Below are 20,167 nucleotides of genomic sequence, written 5' to 3' on the forward strand. Positions count from 1 at the left end.
GACCGGCTCCGGGGTTCCCTGGCGATGCGCGCTAGCGGAGGAATAGACCGTAAAACAACCCCGGCGCGACAGATTATTTCTTGATGAGCCCGATTTCAACGAGCCGCTCGTACAGATAATCGTGCGACGTGATCGACGTCGGGTAGCGATCCGGGTTTCCGGCGGTGATCGTCTGCGGCAGCGTCTTGATCAGGAAATCGGGTGCGGGATGCAGGAAGAACGGCATCGAATAGCGCGAATGGCCGCGACGCTCGGGCGGCGGGTTGACGACGCGGTGCGTGGTCGACGGCAGGACGTGGTTGGTCAGCCGCTGCAGCATGTCGCCGACGTTGACGACCATCGCGCCCTCCGGCGGCTTGATCGCGAGCCAGTTGCCGTCCTTGTCGAGCAGTTCGAGCCCGGCTTCCTCCGCGCCCAGCAGCAGCGTGATGAGGTTGATGTCCTCATGCGCGCCTGCGCGGACGCCGGGTGCGTCAGCCGGGATCGGGGGGTAGTGAAGCAGGCGCAGCACCGAATTGCCGTCCTTGACCGCGGGATCGAACCAGTCGGGGGCAAGCCCGAGATGCCGTGCAATCGCGGACAGCAGCCGGTCGCCTGCGGTGTCGAATGCCGCAAACAGTTCGATGAAGGTGTCGCGGAATCCTTCGGGCTGGTCGGGCCAGACGTTGGGGGTCATCTGCCCCTCGAAGCGATGCCCCTTCGCGAGTTCGCGGCCGACGTGCCAGAATTCCTTGAGGTCGACATGCGTCGCGCCCTTGGCGATCTCGGTCTTGAACGGGGTGTAGCCGCGCGCACCGCCGCCGCCCTCGACGAGATATTGGCGCTTGGTTTCCTCGGGCAACGCGAAGAACGCTTCGGTCATCGCCCAGGCGCGCGCGATGAGATCGGCGGGGACGCCGTGGTCCGAGACGACCGCGAAGCCATAGCGTTCGAACGAACCACCGAGCGCGGCGGCAAAGGCATCGGGATCTTTCGCTTCGTCGGCGAGCGAAAGCGCAGGGACCTGCGCGGCGGGGAAATCAGACATGGTCAAGCGTCCATCACACGGGGAATTTGGGCCGCCATACCGCCAATTGGGGCCGCGGGACAATTGGCGCGTGATGAACCCGAAGCGCGTCGCCGCAGATTCTGCGGGCAGGTAATCTGGCAAGATATCACGCGACGCTACGGAAAAAGCGCGTTTTGCAGGGTGACCTTCCCGACTGGCTAGGGCATGTCGAGATCATGTCCGATCGTGTTGTTCCGCTCGAACGGGTCGATGGCCCGCCCATTCGGCTTGCGGAGTTCGTACCGCTGGTGGCGGCGCTGATGGCGCTGGGTGCGCTGGGGATCGATTCGATGCTCCCGGCGCTTCCCGATATCTCGCGGCGGCTGCACGTCGATGCCATCCTGGACGGACCGCTGATCCTCACCGTGTTTGTCGTGGGGCTAGGTGTCGGGCAGTTAATCCACGGCCCGCTGACCGATCGGTTCGGGCGCCGGCCGATCCTGATCTGCGGGTTGATCTGTTATGCGCTCGGCAATCTGCTCGCAGGGTTGGCGAGCAGCTTTACGCTGTTGCTGATCGTCCGCTTCATCACAGGGCTCGCGATCGCATCGAGCCGGGTGGTGACGATCGCGCTGATTCGCGACTGCTTCTCGGGACGTGCGATGGCGCAGGTGACGAGCCTGGCGTTCATGGTGTTCATGGCGGTGCCGATCGTCGCGCCGAGCTTCGGGCAGGCGGTGTTGCTGGTCGGGTCGTGGCGGCTGATCTTCGAGGTGATCGCCGCGGCGGCGCTCGCGTGCCTGATCTGGTTCGCGATCCGCATGCCCGAGACGCTGCCGCGCGAACGGCATATCCCACTCTCCGTCGTGACACTCGCGCGCGGGTGGCGGCAGACGCTGTCCGACCGTTATTCGCTCGGCTACACCGCCGCGGCGATGATCGCACAGGGGGCGATCTTCGGGTACCTCGGGTCGATCCAGCCGATCATGCAGCACGTCTTCCACCGGCCTGCGCTGCTCGGCGGCGTGTTCGCGGCATCGGCGGGCACGATGGCGGTGGCGAACCTGCTCAACTCCAAAATCGTGATGCGGATCGGGATGCGACGCATTTCGCAGACCGCGCTGGTGGTGATGATCCTGTCGTCGGGCGCGGGGCTGATCATCGGACAGGCGGGGGACGAACCGCTGCTCGTCTTCGTGCTGTTGCAGGCGATCACGATGGCGTGCTTCGGTCTGGCAACGTCGAACATGTCGGCGATGGCGATGGAGAACATGGGCGCGATCGCGGGCACGGCCTCGAGCGTCCAGGGGTTTTTCGGCATCACGATCGGCGGGCTGATCGGTTGGGCGATCGGGCGGAGCTTCGACGGGACGACGGTGCCGTTGCATCTCGGTTTCTTCATCGCGGGAGTCGCGGGACTGGTGATCGCAGCGATTGTCGAGCGGGGAAGGCTGTTTCGTCCGAGCTGATCGTTTCGGGGCCGGGATGCGGAACCGATCGAGTGCTGCTAGGTTCGCTTGTATGACCGCACCCCGCATCGGGCCGGGGCGGACGGGAGACACGACATGAGCATTGGTGGCCATCAAGTGCCCGGCGAAGGCTCGGGCGACGACGGGTTCGACGAAGAAGGCTATGACGAGAGCCAGCGTGCCGAGATCCTTGAGGTCACGCGCGACGGTCCGACCGACGGCACGATCCTGACCGATCTCAATCCCGACATCGCCTCGGAAAACGACGACGATGATGAGGATGAGGACGACCTCGATATGCAGGACGGCGAGGTCGGCGAGGAAGACGACGATGCCGACGAGGATGAGGACGATCTCGACGAGGACGATCTGCAGGACGACGTCGATGGCGACGCGATCGACGACGAAGAGTTGACCGACCGCGACGACGCAGCGCTCCGACCCTAGACGGATGCGGTGGACCGGTTTGCCGGTCCGCCGTACCGGTCTCGCGACCGCCGACCCGCACGCGGCACCGGGAACGGTGCCGGGGGCGGGTCGTTACGCATCATTAGCCTTTCCCGTTTCCAGCGTTCGAGCACCATCATGTCCCCCAAGCTGATCCTCCCCGTATCCCTGATCCTGGTCGCAGGGTGCGCGCAGAGCGAACCGGTCGATAACAGCATGATCGGCAACAACACTGCGATCGTGGGCGCGCCGGACGCGGACGAGCAGAATGCGCTGGCGCTCGACGCCGAAGACGCGCGCGCGATGGGGGCAGCCGACGACGAAGCCGATGCCGCCGATGCGAGCGTGAACGGCGCCATGTCGAACGGCGAGATGCCGCTCGACCCGCCGGCACCCGGCACGCCGGGCGGGCTGCCGGATGACCGGACGCCCGTATCCGAGGCCAAATTCACCCCCGACAGCGCGCAGGGTGCCGCCTCTGTGGTGCAGACCTATTTCGGGTTGCTCGGTGCGCGACGGTTCGTCGATGCGCGGGCGCTATGGCAGTCAGGGGCGGACGGTGCGGGGCGCGATCCTGCTGCCTTCGCCGCGACGTTCGATCGGTATAGCGAATATCACGCCAACGTCGGTGCGCCGGGCCGGATCGACGCGGGGGCAGGGCAGCGCTATGTGACCGTGCCGGTGCAGGTCTATGCCCGGCTGAAGGCGGATCGAGCCCCCGACTATGCGATCGGGACGGTCACGCTGCACCGCGCTGGCGACATCGATGGCGCAACCGCCGACCAAAAGCAGTGGAAGATTGCCAAGGTTGCACTTGCGCCGGTCGATAAGGCCGTGCCGAAACGCTGAAGCAACGCTTATAACGCGCTGGCGACGTTCGCAAAATTCGAAACGTCGGATGGCGTGAGCGTTGCGCCGGTAGCGTCCGTCACCGTCGCTTGTCCGGGTGGCGTCTCAGCCTGGTTGGCTGGCGCGAAACCGACCGTGTCGACCGCCATGTAGATGATGCCGGCTGCCCACATCAGCGCGGACCACCGGCTCAGGAAAAGTTTGCGGTACGGCATATGATCGGTATCGGCCGACAGCGTTAACGTCGCGCATACGGCTATGCTTAATGGTGCGTGCGATCCGCCTTCGGTTTTTTCGCATCCGCTTCCTCGACCGCCTTGGCGATATGCTCGGCCGACTGCTTGGCCGCGTCGGGCGTGAAGGACTCGGCCATGCCTTCCGGCCCGTCGAGCAGGATCTCTCCGTCTTCCTCGACAGCATCGATCGGTTTGTCGTGCGGATTCTTGGCCAAGATAACGTCTCCTATAGACAAAACGCGAACTTCCCGGCCATGTTCCGCGCAAGGGGTCCGATCGCACGCATGTATATCGACAAGTTTCTGAAAACGCACCGGACGCCCGTTCTGGACGCGGAGGACGTGGCGGCGATCGACGCGAGCGCCGCGCGGACCACGACGTTCAACGCACGCCAGATCTTCATCCGGCAACACACGCCGCTATCGCAATGCACGTTGTTGCTCGACGGGTTCGTCGAACGGTTCAAGGATACGCCCGATGGCCGCCGGCAGATCCTGGCGATCCATGTTCCCGGCGATTTCGTGGACTTGCACAGCTATCCGCTCAAGCGACTGGAGCATTCGGTCGCGGCGCTGACCGATATCAAGGTCGTGCTGTTCCCGCATGCGGGCATCCGCGAACTCACCGCACGATCGGCGACGATCACCGAATTGCTGTGGAAATCGACGATGATCGACGCGGCTATCAACCGCGAATGGATCGTTTCGATCGGCGCGCGCGGCGCAGCGGTGCGGCTGGCGCATCTGTTCTGCGAGATGTTCCTCCGGCTGGAACGTGCAGGCATGGCGTCGGGCACCAGGTTCGACTTGCCGCTGACGCAGGTGGATCTGGCCGATGCGACCGGACTCACCGCCGTCCACGCCAACCGCATGTTGCGGCAGTTGCGCGAGGACGGGCTGGTGACGTTCCGTCAGGGGGTGGTCGAGATCGTCGATTGGGACCGCCTGCGCGCGTTCGCCGAATTCGACCCCTCCTATCTGTTTCTCGATTGACGCCTACGCGTCATCGCGGCAGGTAATGCGTCTGCGCGGCGTCGGTCGCGTTGATCGCGAGGATCGAGCGCGCCTCGCTGATCGGCAGCGGGCGACCCTCCCGATCGACCGAGGCACCGATCACGCGGCTTAACAGTTCCTGGCCTTCCTTCCACCAGCCGATCCCGCTCGCTGCGTTGAGATGGCCTTGCTCGCCCGCGTCGACGAAATGGCTTCCCCAGCCGACCGCAAGGCTGTGCGCGCGTTCGATCGCGATCCAAGGGTCGTCCCGGCTTGCGACAACGATCGACGGGAAGGGGAGCGGTGCGGTCGGCGTCGGGCCGAACGTTGCGAGTTCCGCGCACGCATCGGCCCGGTCCACATCGGCGGGTGCCACCAGCAGCGCGCCCGCGACCGGCCAGCCATAGGGTTGGCGCGTCATTTCGGCCCACCACGCCACCGCGAGGCAACCGAGACTGTGCGCAGCGAGGATCACCGGGGCCTTGGCCTGGCGGATCGCCTGATCGAGCTTGGTCACCCAGGCGTTGCGGTGTGGCGTGTGCCACATGCCGAGTTCGACGCGAACGGTATCTGGCCGTGCCGACTCCCAGAGAGTCTGCCAGTGCGACGGACCCGAGCCACCCAGGCCGGGGACCGTCAATATGGTCGGTTGCACGGGGTCGAAACTTGAAAAGCTGCCCATCGTTGCTCTCCCACAGGGGTAGGAAGACGTGACCGGCGTTGCTCTAGGGGGACACCGTGCGGCCACGCCTTCCGGTCCCCAAAGCTATTCCTACTGGGATGGTAGGCAATAGGCCTGCGCCAGAATGACGACCGTATGCGCCGGACCGATGCCGCCGCCCCGATCGGCCGATCACGACGGCGCGACTCGAGGGCGCTTGGGGTCTCGGGCGAAGCTTGTTAGGGGGTGGCGATGGCCCCCTTTTCCCAATTCCGTTGTACCGATGCCCAAGATCAGGGCTGATCAACTGCTGGTCGATCGTGGCCTTGTCGAGAGTCGCACGCGCGCGCAGGCGCTGATCATGGCGGGCTTGGTGTTCGCGGGCGATCGCAAGATCGACAAGCCGGGGCAGGCGGTGGCCGACGACGTGCTGCTCGACGTGCGCGGACGGGATCATCCCTGGGTCTCGCGCGGCGGGATCAAGCTGGCGCACGGGCTCGACGCAACCGGGTGGCCCGTCGCGGGCATGGTGGCGATCGACGTGGGGTCATCGACCGGCGGGTTTACCGATGTGCTGCTCCAGCACGGCGCGGCGCGCGTCTATGCGGTCGACAGCGGGACCAACCAGCTTGCGTGGAAGATCCGACAGGACGACCGCGTGATCGTCCACGAACAGACCAGCGCGCGCATCCTGACTTCGGTGCATATTCCCGAGCCGATCGACCTGATCGTGTGCGACGCGAGTTTTATTGGGCTCGCCAAGGTACTGGAGGTCCCGCTGCGGTTTGCCAAAACCGACGGGAAGCTGCTGGCGTTGATCAAGCCGCAGTTCGAGGCGGGGCGCGGTGAGGTCGGTAAGGGGGGCGTCGTGCGCGACCCTGTGATCCATGCACGTGTGTGCGACGAGGTGTCCGCCTGGCTGACCGGGCAGGGGTGGCGGATCGTCACGCTGGTCGAAAGCCCGATCACCGGCCCCGAAGGCAATGTCGAATTCCTGATCGCTGCGGAACGGGGCGCCGCTCCGGACATGCCCGCAAATAATGCCGACGTGGCCCCGCGACTTCCCCTATAGCGGCGGGGTATGGCCTGGATGGAGCGCTAGCTTACAGCACGTCCGGTCGGTGAGGTTGAACGAGGAGAGGGCGCGAGATGGCCACAAACACGGCGGGGAACATGGCGGGCAGCATCGTGTCGCAGAAACAGTTGCGCGCGTCCTTCCTGCGCTGGACCGCGTTGACGGTGCCGGGGATGCTGCTGCTCGGCTTTGGTGCGGCGCAGCTTGCGCCCACCGGCAAGAGCAATGCGTGGTACGCCGCGCTGAACAAGCCGGCGTTCAATCCACCCGACTGGGTTTTCCCGGTCGCCTGGTCGTTGCTCTACGTGATCCTGGGAATCGCGCTGGCGATGATCCTCAATGCGCGCGGGGCGCGGCTGCGGACCCCCGCGCTGATCGTGTTCTTTGCGCAACTGGTGATCAACCTGTCCTGGTCGCCGCTGTTTTTCGGGCTGCATCAGGTGGTGTTCGCGCTCGTGCTGGTCGGCCTGATGTTCGGCGTGACGATGCTGATGACGATCCTGTTCTCGCAGGTGCGCGGGCTCGCCGCGGTGCTGCTGGTCCCGTATCTTGCCTGGTTGCTGTTCGCGGCGTATCTCAACTACGAGATTCTGGCGCTCAACCCCGGGGTGGAAACCCTTGCACCGGGTTCGACGACCACCCAGATTATTGCGACATAAGTTCGATTGGAATCCCCAGATGCAAGCCGACAACAAGATCTTCGATGATTTCGCCAAGTTCATCAACGGCGCGGCCGGCACTCTCGCGGGCGTCGGGCGCGAAGCCGAGGCCGGTGCACGGTCGCGCGCGCGCGAATGGATCGGTGGCCTCGATTTCGTCTCGCGCGACGAGTTCGAAGTGGTGAAGGCGATGGCGACCGCCGCGCGTGACGAAGCCGATGCACTCCGCGCGCGGCTTGATGCGCTCGAGGCCAAGTCGGCTGGCACCACGACCACGCCGCCTTCGAGCCCCGCAACCGGAGTCTGACCTCATTTTATCCACAGGAAATTCGCCGGGCGTTCCCACCTATCGCTTGTGTCGTCGCGCCCGAGCGGCCACCCTTTCGACCGTAACGCGGACGGAGGGCTCGTAATGGTGTTGGATGAAGCCGATTTCGACCGTGACGATGCGGCCCCGATCGACATGCTCGAGAGCTATTTCGCGGCACACGGCTGGGATTACGAGCGGCAGGACGACGAGGTCATCGCCAAGGTCAAGGGCAGTTGGGCGCAATATGAGTTGCGCGCGCTGTGGCGCGACGAGGACGGCGTCATCCAGTTCCTCGCGTTCCCGGACATCAAGGTTACCGACGACAAGCGCGCGGCGATGTACGAGGCGATCGGGCTGATCAACGAGCAGCTGTGGGTCGGCCATTTCGAATTGTGGTCGTCGAGCGGCATTCTGCTGTACCGTCACGCCGCGATGATCGACGGCGATGGCGGCACCTTGTCGCTGGGATCGGCCGAACTGATGGTGGAAAGCGCGATCGACGAGTGCGAGCGTTTTTACCCGGTGTTCCAGTTCATCCTGTGGGGCGGCAAGACCCCCAAGGAAGCGCTCGCCGCGGCGATGACCGAAACCCAGGGCGAAGCCTGAGCCTGTGAGCGAGACCCGCGTGGGCCGGATCTGGATGATCGGATGCGGCAATATGGGCGGTGCGATGCTGCGCCGCTGGATCGCGAGCGGCGTAGTGGCGGGTAGCGACGTCGATGTGGTCAACCGGTCCGATCGCGCGCTCCCCGAGGGGGTGCGGCAGGCACGCGATCTGCCGGACGGGCCTTTACCCGATGTCGTGATCCTCGCGATGAAGCCGCAGCAGGTCGATGACATCGCTGCGCGCTTTGCCACACGCCTGGCGGGGGTGGGGGTGATCGTATCGGTCCTTGCCGGGGTCGAGGAAGCGGCCTTGTCCGCGCGGTTCGAGGCTGGCGCGATCGTTCGGGCGATGCCCAATCTGCCGGTGGCGATCGGCAAGGGTGTCGTTGCGCTCGACAGTGCCGGCGCATCAGCATCCGTGCGCCTGCAGGTTGAACAATTGATGCAGCCGCTCGGTCTGGTCGAGTGGGTCGCGCCGGCGCAGTTCGACGCGGTCACCGCGCTGGCCGGAAGCGGGCCTGCATTCCTGTATCGCTTCATCGACTCGCTCGCGGCCGCAGGGGTCACGCAGGGGTTGCCGCAAGATCAGGCGGAACGGCTTGCGCTCGCGACGGTCGAAGGGGCGGGTTTGCTCGCGGCGGCAGCGACCGTAGCGCCGGGGGCACTGGCGGATCAGGTGGCTAGCCCCGGTGGGTCGACCCGCAAGGGGCTCGACGTGCTCGATGCCGATGCCGCGCTAGATCATCTTTTACGCGAGACCATCGCGGCCGCGACGCGGCGCAACGCCGAAATGGCGGCGGCGGCACGGACCTGACGTCCGCGCTAGGGATGCGGTATCATTCCTGAGGTCCCGAGAGGCGGGTGAGGCCGTCTTCGCCGATCATGCCTTCCATGACCGACCAGAACCCCGTCACCGCATTTTGCCCGGCGCGCGCATAGGCACGCGACCAGTGTTCGCGCACCATCTCGAACAGTTCCTGTTCGAGTGCCGCGCCGGTTGCGGACAAGCGGAGCAGTCGCTGGCGACGATCGCGTTCGCCGACGCGAGTCTCGACCAGTTCGCGGTCGACCAGTTCGTTGAGCACGCGCCCGAGCGACTGCTTGGTGATGCCGAGCAGGCTCAGCAATGCGCTGACGGTAAGATCCGGATGCCGCGCGATAAAGTACATCGCGCGGTGATGCGCCCGACCCAGACCCATTTCGCCGAGACGCGCCTCGGTCGCGCGGGCAAGCGTGCTTTGTGCGAAGTATAGCAATTCCATGCCGCGACGAATTTCGGGTTCGCGGAGGAAGAGCGGCGAGGCAGAAGCGATTGCGGTGGCCATTGTTGACCGCGTTTGACGCGTCCCGTACACCCCTTCAACCCCCAAATTGTCGCAATATGTCGCAAGGATATCATGTCGCACACCGATACGCTCGCCAACGCGCCGCTTGCTGATACGTCGTCCGATGGCGCGTCGGCATCGCCGCCGAAATTCGCCTTCGAACCCAACGCAGCCCCGATCGCGGCAAACGAGCGCGCCGCGCAGCTCGTCAACCCGGGGTTCGGCAAGGTCTTCACCGATCACATGGTGACAATCCGCTACAGCGAAGCGGAAGGCTGGCACGATGCCAAGATCACCGCACGCGCGCCCTTCACGATGGATAGTGCGTCGGCGGTGCTGCATTATGCGCAGGAGATCTTCGAGGGGATGAAGGCGTACCGGCTGCCCGACGGCGGGGCCGCGCTCTTCCGCCCGACCGCCAACGCCGCGCGCTTCCGGTCGTCGGCGGAGCGGATGGCGATGGTGCCGCTGCCAGAGGATCTGTTCGTCGAGTCGGTGCGCGCGATCGTCCGGCAGGAAGCCGACTGGATCCCGGACATCGACGGCGGTGCGCTGTACCTGCGCCCGTTCATGATCGCGAGCGAGGTGTTCCTCGGCGTCAAGCCGTCGACCGAATATCTGTACGCGGTGATCGCCTCGTCGGTCGGTGCCTATTTCAAGGGCGGGGCTCCTGCGGTGACGCTGTGGGTTTCGCAGGATTACACGCGCGCTGCGCCCGGCGGCACCGGGGCGGCCAAGTGCGGCGGCAATTACGCCGCCAGTCTGATCGCGCAGGCCGAGGCAACGCGCCAGGGGTGCGATCAGGTGCTGTTCCTCGACGCGGTCGAGCGGCGTTGGATCGAGGAACTGGGGGGGATGAACATCTTCTTCGTGTTCGACGACGGCACGATCCAGACCCCGCCGCTGACCGGCACGATCCTGCCCGGGATTACGCGGGATTCGCTGATCACGCTCGCGCGCGACATGGGGCTGACGGTGCGCGAGGAGCCCTATGCGATCGACCAGTGCCGCGCCGATGCGGCGAGCGGGCGGCTGCGCGAGGCATTCGCGTGTGGGACCGCTGCGGTCGTCACGCCGATCGGCACGATGAAGCTGGTCGACGGTGCGTTCGACATCGCGGACGGCGGGGCGGGGGAGACGACGTGTCGCTTGCGCCAGGCGTTGATCGACCTGCAACGCGGCGTCGCGCCCGATCCGCATGGCTGGCTGGAGCGGGTAATCTAGGGCTGAAGCGTTTTTTCGGTTTGCAACGGGGCACGCGCAGCTTAAAGGCCTGCGCTCCCGGATTGGGGCGTCGCCAAGTGGTAAGGCAGCGGCTTTTGATGCCGCCATTCGCAGGTTCGAACCCTGCCGCCCCAGCCAGTTTTCCTATCGCATTGATGGTATTCGATAGATCAAGAGATCTGCCGGATTCGGCCATTCAGAATGTCGACGACGCGGCACTGCTATTTACTGGCGCTGCACGCTGTGCGTTCACGATGGTAAGTCTATGACGATAGGACCTAGTCTTCGAAAGACCGATCTGTCCGCTCGCCGAGGGTGAACGCGCAAACCAGGTATCGCGCGAAGTATAGGTTCGCCAGGGAAGCAAGTCGAAGCCCCTGAGCACGCCTTGCTGAAGCTGCACTAAATTGTTTTTCGGGGAAACGCTTCGGTCCCGCGATTCTCACAGTGGTAAACCGCCTCGAGCCGTCGTGACTGCGCGACGAAGCTGTGATCGACGTCACGTATCGGCCGCGGCCGTGCGACTAAAGCAGAACGGGCGAATAGCCGTCGATGGGGGTTGCGGGTCCGCTTCAGCCACGCTGATGACAGGGCGGGGCGGTGATGTACCAGTTCGGCGCGTATAGACGAACGGCTCGGTGCGTTTGTAGCGTTAGAGGTCAGCGCAGGCCGGATTGCGCCGTCATGGGAATGTCGAGCTTTGGATAGAACTCGTCGTCGTAATGACGGGGGTGCTCTCAGTAGAATGTACGCCAAGATGTTCCGTCGTGCTGACGCACAAGTCGCGTTGCGTCCTCGCCGTCTGCTACGCCCCGACCACATCGCGCGCCGATCCAATAGCCACTTCGTTTTCACACGTAGGTTCGGAGTTCCACAATTAAAATCTACGTAGTGTACGGTTCTGTATGTAGATGGCTGCTTACATTGTCTTTCTTCTTCTGTTTAGCACTTATAAATTCATGTTTTCATAGGTGAGGATGTCGAGTATAAAGTCCCTGAGCCCGTAAAGGGACAATGGGGGAGGGGATCCGATGAGGAACGACTCACGTATATTGGCTGGCGTCTCTGGGCTTGCGATGGCGATTTGCGGTCTTGCCGCCCCGGCACGGGCACAGACTAAGCCCGCTTCGCAGGCCAACGCCACCGCAACGCCGGCAACTGCATTACAGGTCGAGCCGACTGACGAACCCGATGATATTGTCGTGACCGGATTGCGTGGCAGCCTCGCCTCCGCGCAGGCGATCAAGCAGAATTCCGAGCAGCTCGTGGATTCGATCACCGCTCAGGACATCGGCAAGTTCCCCGATACGAACATTGCGGAATCCCTGCAGCGCATCCCCGGCATCCAGATCCAACGCAACCTTGGCGAGGGCAGCGCCGTTGCGATCCGTGGGTTGAGCGAAGTGCGTACCGAACTGAACGGTCACGACATCTTTTCCGCTAACGGTGGCGTGGGGCTGTCGTTCGAGGACGTCGGGCCGGATCTTCTATCCCGCATCGATGTCTACAAGAACGCTTCGGCCGAATTGATCGAAGGATCGCTGGGCGGCACGATCGACTTGCGCACGCGCCGTCCGTTCGACGCGCCGGGACAGATCGCTTCGGCAACGGCGTCGGTAACGCGCTTCGACCTCGCCAAGAAATATGGCTACGGTGGATCCGGGTTATATAGCAATCGCTGGCAGACCGGACTTGGCGAGATCGGCTTCCTGCTCAACGGTTCCTATGGCACGACGGCGTTCCGACAGGATCTCGATCAGGTCGAGCCATATTTGTATCACGGGCCGAACCCGAGCCCGGACGGTTCGCCGGTCCAATCCTCGCCGGTGCCGGGATATGCTACCCAGAACGTCCAGGTTCAGAAGGGCGGTGGCTTCAACGTTGCGGAAGGCGACCGCCGGAGGATCAGCGGCTCGGCGGTGCTGCAATGGCGACCGTCAGCCAATCTTGAGGCCTATGCCCAGGTTTTCACGAGCGATTACCACTTCACCGACACCGGCGTATCCTACTTCGCGACCGACGATGGCGCCGTCCCGACGGGCGCCTACACCGTCGAGAATGGCGTGGCGACGTCTGGCTCGCTGGTCAGCCCGGGCGGCTCCACGGTCACCTATGGTGCCAACCGTAAAACCCGTACGACCGATTATTCGACCGGTGCAAAATGGACGATCACGCAGCGGCTGCATCTCGGTGTCGATTATCAGCACATCGACGCGCGAGTCGATCAGGACTCGCTGAACCTGACGATCAACCCCTACACCACGACGACGGGCGCGGCCGGAGTGTTCAATTCGACCTACAATTACACCTTCGACAATCGCGGCAAGTTCCCGACCCAGCTTGCGACCGATCCGGCAACCGGCAAGCCTTCCGATTTCTTTGCCAATCCGGCCAACTACGGCTTCACCGCGGTCCAGCCGACGCGAACCAAGAACACCGCCACCGGCGACAGCGTCCGTGCCGACCTGACATGGGATTTCGACGACGGCGGCTTCCTGAAGTCGCTGACAACAGGTGGCCGGTATAGCGGCAAGACCGCAATCAACCGCGAGACCAACATCAACAACTGGCAGACGATCGGCGGCACGTGCGCCAATTGGTCGAGCGCGGCGAATTGCTACAAGGTTTCGGATTTTTCGCAGTTCGTCCAGGTCAACCCCGCACAGGCTACATTATTGCGCGGGGCCGGCGCCAATTCGGTCTTCGGGTCGGTGCTGCAATGGAACCTGTACGATGCGCTCCACCCCGAGTCCGCGTTTGCGCATATCAAAGAGATCAGCGGGCAAACCATCGGGTTCGCCTCGCTCGACGATCCGACCAAGTCGACCACGAGTTCGGTCGAGGAAGACGATTATGCGGGCTATCTCCGCGCGGCCTTCGGGACGTCGCTGGCTGGGCTCGACTTCGATGGCAACGCGGGCGTACGGTACGTCCGCACCAGCGAAAGCGGGCAAGGCTTTCAGGTCCTGAGCTATCGTACTTCCGGCGGCGAAAACCCGACCAGTGAATCAGTGGTTCAGGCGTTCAATGGCGGGCGCAAATATTCCTACTGGCTGCCCAGCCTCAACCTGCGCTTCCACTTGTCGCCGAAGCTGCAGGCGCGCCTGGCGTTCTCCAAAAATATCTTCCGGCCGACCTTCAACCAACTCAACCCCAGCTTCACGCTGTCCCCAACGTACAATGGGTCCGACGCGACGCCGCAGACGATCAATCCCGGCCAGCCTTATAACGCGACGACCAACCCGTATCAGGGATCAGGCTCGGTATCCGGCAATCCCGACCTGAAGCCAGAGCGGGTCACCTCGTTCGACGCGGCGCTCGAATGGTATTTCCAGCGGGCGGGTTTCATTTCGATTACCGGGTTCCGCAAGGACCTGCGCGATCTCATTGCGACGCGGACGTTTTTGCGGACGGAAACGGTGCAGACCGTTGGTGTCGTGCAGTTCAACGTATCGGCGGTGACCAACGTCACCAAGGGCTATGTCCAGGGCTTCGAAATCGCCGGGCAGAAATTCTTTGATTTCCTGCCGGGAGCACTCTCCGGACTTGGCGTGGCTGCGAACTACACGCTGGCGGACAGCAATGCAGGGAACTTCACTTCAGGGTCGCTCGGCGCGCAAACGCAGACCGCGGTTCCACTGATCAACCTGTCCCGCAACAGCTATAATCTGATCGCGCTGTACGACAAATATGGCATCAATGCGCGTGTTGCCTATAACTGGCGTGACAAGTTCCTTGATTCCCTGAGTGAAGTGGGCGCGGCGACATTGCCGATCTACTTCAAGGCATACGGATCGCTCGACGCATCGATCAGTTACGATTTCACTAAGCGGATATCGCTGACCCTGGACGGACAGAACCTTATCGATACCGTCAACTACAGCTACCAAAGCCAGGAGCAGTATCTGCGGAATTACCAGATCAACGATCGACGTGTATCGCTGCGATTGCGCGTGGGGCTGTGATGGCTTGCAGTGACCGAACGGACGGATGAACGCTTTCTCTTCATGGCGGCCACAAGACCCGTGGTCGCCGACTCTTTCCGATGTGACGTCAATGATTGGGACGCAAACGAGACGGGGGAAGCGATGCATGATCAGCCGGTGAGGAGCGTGCTGATCGTCGGCGGTGGAACCGCTGGCTGGATGGCGGCGGCGGTTATCTCAAGGAGCTTTGCGCCCGAAGCCGTGGCGGTAACCGTGGTCGAATCCGCCGAGATCGGCACGGTCGGCGTCGGCGAGGCGACGATCCCGCCGATCCTCCAGCTTAACGCGCTGCTTGGACTGGACGAGGATGAGCTCGTTCGCCGGACCCAGGCTACCTACAAGCTCGGGATCGAATTTTCCGACTGGGGGGCGCTTGGCGAGCGCTATTTTCATCCGTTCGGCAGCCATGGTGCCGATCTTGGCGGGGTCGCGTTCCACCAGCACTGGCTGCGCACCCAAGAAGGCGCTCTGCCCGATTATTCTCTCTGCACGCTCGCAGCCTATGCCGGCAAGTTCGGTCGCCCGAGCGACGACCCGCGCAACGTTTTATCGCGAATATCCTACGCGCTGCACTTCGACGCAGCGCTGTATGCCGCGCTGCTGCGTGACTTGGCGCTGGGCAATGGCGCGATGCAGGTCGAAGGTCGGATCATCAACGCGCCGCTCGACCCCGAAAGCGGCTTCGTCGATCGCGTCGAGCTGGCTGATGGCCGAAGCCTCAAGGCGGATCTCTATATCGACTGTTCGGGGTTCCGCGGGGTGCTGATCGAACAGGCGCTTGGCACCGGCTATCTTGACTGGTCGCACTGGTTGCCGATGAACCGCGCGCTTGCGGTGCCCACCGAGGTCGTGGGGCCGCCGCCGCCTTTCACCCGGTCGCATGCCGAGAGTGCGGGTTGGCGCTGGCGAATCCCGCTGCAGCACCGCGTGGGCAACGGCCACGTCTATTGCAGCGACTTCATCGACGACGACACCGCCGAGGCACAATTGCGCGCCGGGCTCGATGCGCCGACACTTGCCGACCCGCGCAAACTCCACTTCACTACCGGACGCAGACGTCTGTCATGGAACAAGAACGTCGTTGCTTTGGGGCTGGCGTCAGGCTTCATCGAGCCGCTAGAGTCGACCAGTATCCATTTGATCCAGCGCGGCATCGTCACGCTGATGTCGCTGTTCCCCGGCAACGGCTTCGCGCAGCCGGAGATCGATCTCTATAACCGGCTGATGCGCGAAGAGGTCGAGCAGGTGCGCGATTTCGTCATTCTGCATTACAAGCAGACGCGGCGCGACGACACGCCGTTCTGGCGGCACACCCGCGCGATGGCGATCCCCGACAGCCTCAGCGAGCGTATGGCGGTGTTCGCCAATCTCGGGCGGGTCATCCTCGAGCCCGGCGAGCTGTTCCGCGACACGAGCTGGGTTTCGGTGATGCTGGGCCAGGGGCTGGTGCCGCGCGGACACGATCCGCTCGCCGACATGCTGCCCGAGGATCACGTCCGTACCCAGCTGCAGCGGATGCGCGCGGTGCTGTGGCAGGGCAGCGCGACGCTGCCGAGCCATGCCGACTTCCTGACCGGCGCGCGTGCCGCCCCCGCGCGCCGGGAGCCGAAACGATGACGAAGCTGACGCGCCGGATGCTCGTCGGGGCAGGATTGGCGATCCCAGCGACGGCGACGCTATTGCCTGCAGGTCGGGCCGACGCCGGGTCAGGCGCTGTCACGGGCGCAAGCTGACCGCTTCAAGCTCGCCTGTACCACGCAGGAGTTGAAGGCCTTGGACGGATCGATGTTTAACTGGATGGGTAACATTTCGCATCCGCAGCGTGACGGTTGGGCGCTCCAAATAGATTGGCTACGGCGTGGCGCGAATAGTCCCGACCAGGCGCACGAGAAGCGCCGGTCGGGACCCCATCGGCTTAATCAGCTACGCGGCGTCAGAACTTCACCCGCACGCCGAAGTTGTAGCGCGAACCCGTTTCCTGGAGCAGCAGGAACCGGTCCTCGATTGCCGACCATTCGTCGACCTTCGTGTTGGTCACGTTGACGCCCTGCACATAGACCTGAAAGTTGCGGGTCAGGTCATAGGCCACGTTGAAGTCGAGCTGGCCGTAGGACGACCGGTTGCGCGGGCGTCCCTGGCTCGACCGGCATTGCCGCAGATAATCCGACCGCCAGTTGTAGGACGTGCGCGCCGAGATGCCGAACTTTTCGTAGAACACGCTGCCGTTGGCCGAATGCGGGGACAGGCCGTTGTAACCGCAGTCATAGTCGGCGAGCGTCTGGTCGCGTTCCACCTTGCTGTTGACGTAGGTGTAGTTGCCGGTGACGCCGAAGCCCGATGCGAAGCCCGGCAGCCAGTCGAACGCATATTGCGCGCCCACTTCTACGCCGCGGATGTAGCCGGTTTGGCCGTTCTGCGTGCGGGTATCCTGGAACGTACGGCCGAACCGATTGACCGGGAGCGTCTGGAGTTCGAGGAAGTCGCTAAGCTCCTTGTAGAATGCGCCGACGCTGAAATAGCTGACGGGGGTAACGTACCATTCGACCGAGACGTCGTAGTTGGTCGAGCGGAATGGCAGCAGGTTCGGATTGCCGCCGCTCGACTGCGGCACCGAGATGCGGCCACCGAAGTCGTTGTTGACGCCAAGATCGGTCAGCGTCGGGCGGGTGACCGTCTGCGAGAACGCAGCACGCGCGAGCAGCTTGTCGGAGACGTTGTACCGGATGTTCGCCGAGGGCAGCGCGTTGACGTAGCTGTTGCTTACCGAGACCGCCGTGGGTGGCCCATAGGTGTACTGCAGCGTGTCGTCGCCCGGCGTGTTGGCGATGCTCGTGACGGGGGTGTCGAAGCCCGACGACGTCACCTGCGTCCGGATGACGCGGACGCCGACGTTGCCCGACCAGCGCGGGCCGCCGAATTGCATGTTGATATAGCCCGCGGTCAGGCGCTCCTGGACGTTGACCGTGCCGCGAAGCTGCTCGCGGACTCCGAACGGTCCGCCCGGTAGCGCGAGCGCCTGTTGTGCGAACGCAGCCTGTTGCGCGGGCGTGCGGCCGTTGGTCGGGATCGACAAGGTCGCCGGGTCATTGAGATAGGCGAGGAACGCCTGCGGGTCGAACTGGAACAGCGAGGGTGGGATGTTCCGGCCGCCGCCCTGGAAGTTACGCCAGTCGTAGGATTCCAGCAGTCCTGCGGCGATCGGGGTCTGATATCCGCAATAGGTGCAGCTCGAATCGCTGTTGTTGAACGAGCGGTTGATCTTGCGCCGCTCGGTATAGGAGCCGCCGATCAGGACGGACTTCAGGATCGAACCTTCGACCTGATATTTCGTATCGAGGTGATATTCCGAGCCGCGATCCCGCGAGCGATTGGTGTCGATGCCCATGTAATGCAGGCGCATCCGGTTGGGATCGTTGATGATCGAATTGTCGAACGACACGGTCGGCAGCGCGCCGGGATTCAGGTTGAACTGGTAGCTGTACGGCAGCAACGCGCCGATCACGAGATACTGGTTGGGCGAGATCCGGTTGGCGCCGGTGACCGACGCGTCGAGCCGGACTTCGATGTTGCTCGACGGGTTCCACTTGACGTTGCCGCCGATCTGATAGCTCTCGGACTGGCGGTTCGTCAGGTTGTAGACGTGGTCGACCTTGGCATTAAGGCCGTTGTTGGTCAGCCGGTCGCGGTTGTCCGCCAGAAACTGCGGGTTCTGCGCAATGAAGTCGGCGCCGATCATGCCGAGCCCGGTCGCGGTTGCGTTCCCGTCGAAGGTCGGCTGGTAATAAGGGGCAGCCAGGAAGTTATCCAGCCGGCGGACTTCCCCCGAAACGTTGAACTTCGAATACACGCCGTCGACCGTTAATTCGAGCGTGTCGGTCGGCTTGAACTGGACGGCCCCCGCAAGGTTGATCCGCTCGCGCTGTTCCTGCGTGCGCTGGTAATACAGGCTCTGGGGGACGTTGACGTTGCCCGAGCGCGGGTATCGCGCGTCAGCGCCGGTGATCAGGGTGGGGGTGCCGCCGATCACCGAGATGATGTCGGGCCGCCCGTTGATCCAGCCGTCGATCGCGATGGAATCGTCCTGGTTCTTGCGATTTGTGTACGAGCCCGACAGCACAACGCCAAAGGTCTTGTCGGGATTGGTCCACGACGCCGTGGCCGATGTATCGGGGCCCGCCTTCTTGCGCAGCGTATCGTAAATCGCACCGGCCGACGCTGCGAAGTGGAACCCGCTGCGCCCCGAGAGCGGGCGTGCGGTGATGATGTTGACCGTGGCCCCGATGCCGCCTTCCTGAAGCTCGGGGACGTTCGACTTGAACACGTCGGTCCGCTGAATCATGTTGGACGACAGGACGTCGAACGAGAATTCACGTCCCGGATTGTCGGTTGCCATGACGCGACCATTGACCAGGACGGTGTTGAATTCCGGCCCGAGACCGCGAACGGTGATGAACTGTCCTTCGCCGCCCGATCGGTCGATCGCGACGCCGGTGATGCGCTGGAGCGATTCAGCGATGTTGGAGTCCGGAAATTTGCCGACGTCTTCTGCGCTGATGCTGTCGACGATCTGCTGTGCGTCGCGCTTCACACGCGCCGAATTGGCAAGGCTGCTGCGGATGCCGGTGACGACGATATCCTCACCAGGGGCAGGGGCGTCCTGGCCCGGTTCGGCGGCCGTCGAGGTTGGTTCCTGCGGTTGGCCGGTGGGGTTGTCCTGGACAGATCCGGGGGTCGGCGCGGTCACATCCTGCGCAAACGCCGGCATGGTGACAAGCGCACTGCCGAGCAGCAGACAGGCTCGTGCGGAACGAAACTTCATAATCCTCTCCCAGTGTAGGGCAAAACAAGCCCATTCGGTTTTTAGTTATCCCGAGCTTATGGTTGCTCGATGATCGGTTGTTTCGAAGTCACGCAGTCGTAATCAATCCAATGCCTGTACTGATTGTCGGTTTGACAGCTTTGTCGCTGCCCAGCGTTTCTTCGATGAACGAGATGGCGAAGTTCCATATTTGCCCCGCACGATGCCGGGGTAGGAAAACGCCGCCGCGGCGGCTGGTTACCTTGCCGTGTTGATCGGCAACGAGCGCGCACGCGCGCGATCGCACAGCCACGCCATTCGCGCGTATGGTGGCATCGGATTAGTGCGGGGGGCTGCTAAACATGCGGGTTCTGGTGCGGCGACGTTTGCGGCGCCCATCCAGAGAGACGGCTTTGTCAGAAATGGCATGCACGCCGTGCGCGATCGATAGACCGAACCCGGTCGGTTGCGGCGCGCGATCGCGCATGTGCATCTGATAGCAGCGTCTGTTCTGACCATGCCAGCCCCTCCTTTTGCGACCT

18 protein-coding genes and 1 tRNA gene are annotated in these 20,167 nt (G+C 63.6%); 13 read left to right on the forward strand and 6 right to left on the reverse strand.

The window, feature by feature from the left end:
- Nucleotides 1–73 precede the first annotated feature (73 nt).
- Nucleotides 74–1,027, reverse strand: a complete 954-nt coding sequence (locus tag AC3WJR_RS04450; protein ID WP_492722619.1) for an isopenicillin N synthase family dioxygenase — start codon at nucleotides 1,025–1,027, stop codon at nucleotides 74–76.
- Nucleotides 1,028–1,224: 197 nt separating this feature from the next.
- Here AC3WJR_RS04450 and AC3WJR_RS04455 point away from each other — a divergent pair, with 197 nt between their 5' ends.
- The 3 genes from AC3WJR_RS04455 (at nucleotide 1,225) to AC3WJR_RS04465 (ending at nucleotide 3,753) form a co-directional block, all read left to right on the forward strand.
- Nucleotides 1,225–2,457, forward strand: coding sequence for a multidrug effflux MFS transporter (locus tag AC3WJR_RS04455; RefSeq protein ID WP_492722621.1), 1,233 nt, complete (start codon nucleotides 1,225–1,227; stop codon nucleotides 2,455–2,457).
- A 96-nt stretch (nucleotides 2,458–2,553) separates the two neighbouring features.
- The gene (locus tag AC3WJR_RS04460; protein WP_492722622.1) at nucleotides 2,554–2,904 is read left to right on the forward strand and encodes a DNA primase; all 351 of its coding nucleotides are present in this window, start codon (nucleotides 2,554–2,556) and stop codon (nucleotides 2,902–2,904) included.
- A 138-nt stretch (nucleotides 2,905–3,042) separates the two neighbouring features.
- Complete coding sequence (locus AC3WJR_RS04465; protein ID WP_492722623.1) at nucleotides 3,043–3,753, forward strand: hypothetical protein; 711 nt, start codon at nucleotides 3,043–3,045, stop codon at nucleotides 3,751–3,753.
- A gap of 8 nt (nucleotides 3,754–3,761) precedes the next feature.
- Here the strand turns inward: AC3WJR_RS04465 and AC3WJR_RS04470 are convergent, their stop codons facing one another.
- Nucleotides 3,762–3,968, reverse strand: a complete 207-nt coding sequence (locus tag AC3WJR_RS04470) for a hypothetical protein (RefSeq protein ID WP_492722625.1) — start codon at nucleotides 3,966–3,968, stop codon at nucleotides 3,762–3,764.
- A 47-nt stretch (nucleotides 3,969–4,015) separates the two neighbouring features.
- A complete protein-coding gene (locus AC3WJR_RS04475) occupies nucleotides 4,016–4,204 on the reverse strand; it encodes a hypothetical protein (RefSeq protein ID WP_492722627.1) in 189 nt (62 codons plus the stop codon).
- A 39-nt stretch (nucleotides 4,205–4,243) separates the two neighbouring features.
- On the opposite strand from AC3WJR_RS04475, the gene AC3WJR_RS04480 reads away from it, so the two are divergent.
- A complete protein-coding gene (locus tag AC3WJR_RS04480) occupies nucleotides 4,244–4,981 on the forward strand; it encodes a Crp/Fnr family transcriptional regulator (protein WP_492722629.1) in 738 nt (245 codons plus the stop codon).
- Between the two features lie 10 nt (nucleotides 4,982–4,991).
- Here the strand turns inward: AC3WJR_RS04480 and AC3WJR_RS04485 are convergent, their stop codons facing one another.
- Complete coding sequence (locus AC3WJR_RS04485; RefSeq protein WP_492722631.1) at nucleotides 4,992–5,663, reverse strand: RBBP9/YdeN family alpha/beta hydrolase; 672 nt, start codon at nucleotides 5,661–5,663, stop codon at nucleotides 4,992–4,994.
- 262 nt (nucleotides 5,664–5,925) lie between these two features.
- On the opposite strand from AC3WJR_RS04485, the gene AC3WJR_RS04490 reads away from it, so the two are divergent.
- The 5 genes from AC3WJR_RS04490 to proC all read left to right on the forward strand — a co-directional run bounded on the left by AC3WJR_RS04490 (nucleotide 5,926) and on the right by proC (nucleotide 9,106).
- Nucleotides 5,926–6,714 carry a TlyA family RNA methyltransferase gene (locus tag AC3WJR_RS04490; protein WP_492722633.1) on the forward strand — a complete coding sequence of 263 codons (789 nt, stop codon included), beginning with the start codon at nucleotides 5,926–5,928 and terminating at the stop codon, nucleotides 6,712–6,714.
- Between the two features lie 77 nt (nucleotides 6,715–6,791).
- Nucleotides 6,792–7,376, forward strand: a complete 585-nt coding sequence (locus AC3WJR_RS04495; protein ID WP_492722635.1) for a TspO/MBR family protein — start codon at nucleotides 6,792–6,794, stop codon at nucleotides 7,374–7,376.
- Nucleotides 7,377–7,395: 19 nt separating this feature from the next.
- Nucleotides 7,396–7,683 carry an accessory factor UbiK family protein gene (locus AC3WJR_RS04500; RefSeq protein WP_354280330.1) on the forward strand — a complete coding sequence of 96 codons (288 nt, stop codon included), beginning with the start codon at nucleotides 7,396–7,398 and terminating at the stop codon, nucleotides 7,681–7,683.
- 105 nt (nucleotides 7,684–7,788) lie between these two features.
- Nucleotides 7,789–8,292: a type III secretion system chaperone family protein gene (locus AC3WJR_RS04505; RefSeq protein ID WP_492722638.1), complete on the forward strand. Its 504-nt coding sequence runs from the start codon at nucleotides 7,789–7,791 to the stop codon at nucleotides 8,290–8,292.
- Between the two features lie 34 nt (nucleotides 8,293–8,326).
- Nucleotides 8,327–9,106 (forward strand): pyrroline-5-carboxylate reductase, encoded by a 780-nt coding sequence (proC, locus tag AC3WJR_RS04510; protein ID WP_492724156.1) that lies wholly within the window; start codon nucleotides 8,327–8,329, stop codon nucleotides 9,104–9,106.
- A 22-nt stretch (nucleotides 9,107–9,128) separates the two neighbouring features.
- On the opposite strand, the gene AC3WJR_RS04515 is transcribed toward proC, so the two are convergent.
- Nucleotides 9,129–9,617, reverse strand: coding sequence for a MarR family transcriptional regulator (locus tag AC3WJR_RS04515; RefSeq protein WP_492722641.1), 489 nt, complete (start codon nucleotides 9,615–9,617; stop codon nucleotides 9,129–9,131).
- A 72-nt stretch (nucleotides 9,618–9,689) separates the two neighbouring features.
- Here AC3WJR_RS04515 and AC3WJR_RS04520 point away from each other — a divergent pair, with 72 nt between their 5' ends.
- From AC3WJR_RS04520 to AC3WJR_RS04535, 4 genes are all read left to right on the forward strand, one after another.
- Entirely contained in the window at nucleotides 9,690–10,841 is a 1,152-nt protein-coding gene (locus tag AC3WJR_RS04520; protein ID WP_492722643.1) for a branched-chain amino acid aminotransferase, read from the forward strand.
- Between the two features lie 63 nt (nucleotides 10,842–10,904).
- Nucleotides 10,905–10,979: transfer RNA gene (locus AC3WJR_RS04525), tRNA-Gln, on the forward strand.
- Between the two features lie 893 nt (nucleotides 10,980–11,872).
- On the forward strand, nucleotides 11,873–14,806 hold the full coding sequence (locus tag AC3WJR_RS04530; protein ID WP_492722645.1) for a TonB-dependent receptor: 2,934 nt from the start codon (nucleotides 11,873–11,875) through the stop codon (nucleotides 14,804–14,806).
- A gap of 123 nt (nucleotides 14,807–14,929) precedes the next feature.
- A complete protein-coding gene (locus tag AC3WJR_RS04535; RefSeq protein ID WP_492722647.1) occupies nucleotides 14,930–16,444 on the forward strand; it encodes a tryptophan halogenase family protein in 1,515 nt (504 codons plus the stop codon).
- A gap of 316 nt (nucleotides 16,445–16,760) precedes the next feature.
- On the opposite strand, the gene AC3WJR_RS04540 is transcribed toward AC3WJR_RS04535, so the two are convergent.
- Entirely contained in the window at nucleotides 16,761–19,646 is a 2,886-nt protein-coding gene (locus AC3WJR_RS04540) for a TonB-dependent receptor (RefSeq protein ID WP_492722653.1), read from the reverse strand.
- Between the last annotated feature and the right edge of the window lie 521 nt (nucleotides 19,647–20,167).

The organism is Sphingomonas sp. FW306-05-A (assembly GCF_058782275.1).

Bases quoted from the DNA above. Each gene is read 5' to 3' on its own strand.
- AC3WJR_RS04490 (WP_492722633.1), top strand. From the start codon at position 5,926: ATGCCCAAGATCAGGGCTGATCAACTGCTGGTCGATCGTGGCCTTGTC.
- AC3WJR_RS04535 (WP_492722647.1), top strand. From the start codon at position 14,930: ATGCATGATCAGCCGGTGAGGAGCGTGCTGATCGTCGGCGGTGGAACC.
- AC3WJR_RS04540 (WP_492722653.1), bottom strand. From the start codon at position 19,646: ATGAAGTTTCGTTCCGCACGAGCCTGTCTGCTGCTCGGCAGTGCGCTT.
- AC3WJR_RS04470 (WP_492722625.1), bottom strand. From the start codon at position 3,968: ATGCCGTACCGCAAACTTTTCCTGAGCCGGTGGTCCGCGCTGATGTGG.
- AC3WJR_RS04485 (WP_492722631.1), bottom strand. From the start codon at position 5,663: ATGGGCAGCTTTTCAAGTTTCGACCCCGTGCAACCGACCATATTGACG.
- AC3WJR_RS04480 (WP_492722629.1), top strand. From the start codon at position 4,244: ATGTTCCGCGCAAGGGGTCCGATCGCACGCATGTATATCGACAAGTTT.
- AC3WJR_RS04460 (WP_492722622.1), top strand. From the start codon at position 2,554: ATGAGCATTGGTGGCCATCAAGTGCCCGGCGAAGGCTCGGGCGACGAC.
- AC3WJR_RS04495 (WP_492722635.1), top strand. From the start codon at position 6,792: ATGGCCACAAACACGGCGGGGAACATGGCGGGCAGCATCGTGTCGCAG.
- AC3WJR_RS04465 (WP_492722623.1), top strand. From the start codon at position 3,043: ATGTCCCCCAAGCTGATCCTCCCCGTATCCCTGATCCTGGTCGCAGGG.
- proC (WP_492724156.1), top strand. From the start codon at position 8,327: ATGATCGGATGCGGCAATATGGGCGGTGCGATGCTGCGCCGCTGGATC.
- AC3WJR_RS04515 (WP_492722641.1), bottom strand. From the start codon at position 9,617: ATGGCCACCGCAATCGCTTCTGCCTCGCCGCTCTTCCTCCGCGAACCC.
- AC3WJR_RS04520 (WP_492722643.1), top strand. From the start codon at position 9,690: ATGTCGCACACCGATACGCTCGCCAACGCGCCGCTTGCTGATACGTCG.
- AC3WJR_RS04455 (WP_492722621.1), top strand. From the start codon at position 1,225: ATGTCCGATCGTGTTGTTCCGCTCGAACGGGTCGATGGCCCGCCCATT.
- AC3WJR_RS04505 (WP_492722638.1), top strand. From the start codon at position 7,789: ATGGTGTTGGATGAAGCCGATTTCGACCGTGACGATGCGGCCCCGATC.
- AC3WJR_RS04530 (WP_492722645.1), top strand. From the start codon at position 11,873: ATGAGGAACGACTCACGTATATTGGCTGGCGTCTCTGGGCTTGCGATG.
- AC3WJR_RS04500 (WP_354280330.1), top strand. From the start codon at position 7,396: ATGCAAGCCGACAACAAGATCTTCGATGATTTCGCCAAGTTCATCAAC.
- AC3WJR_RS04450 (WP_492722619.1), bottom strand. From the start codon at position 1,027: ATGTCTGATTTCCCCGCCGCGCAGGTCCCTGCGCTTTCGCTCGCCGAC.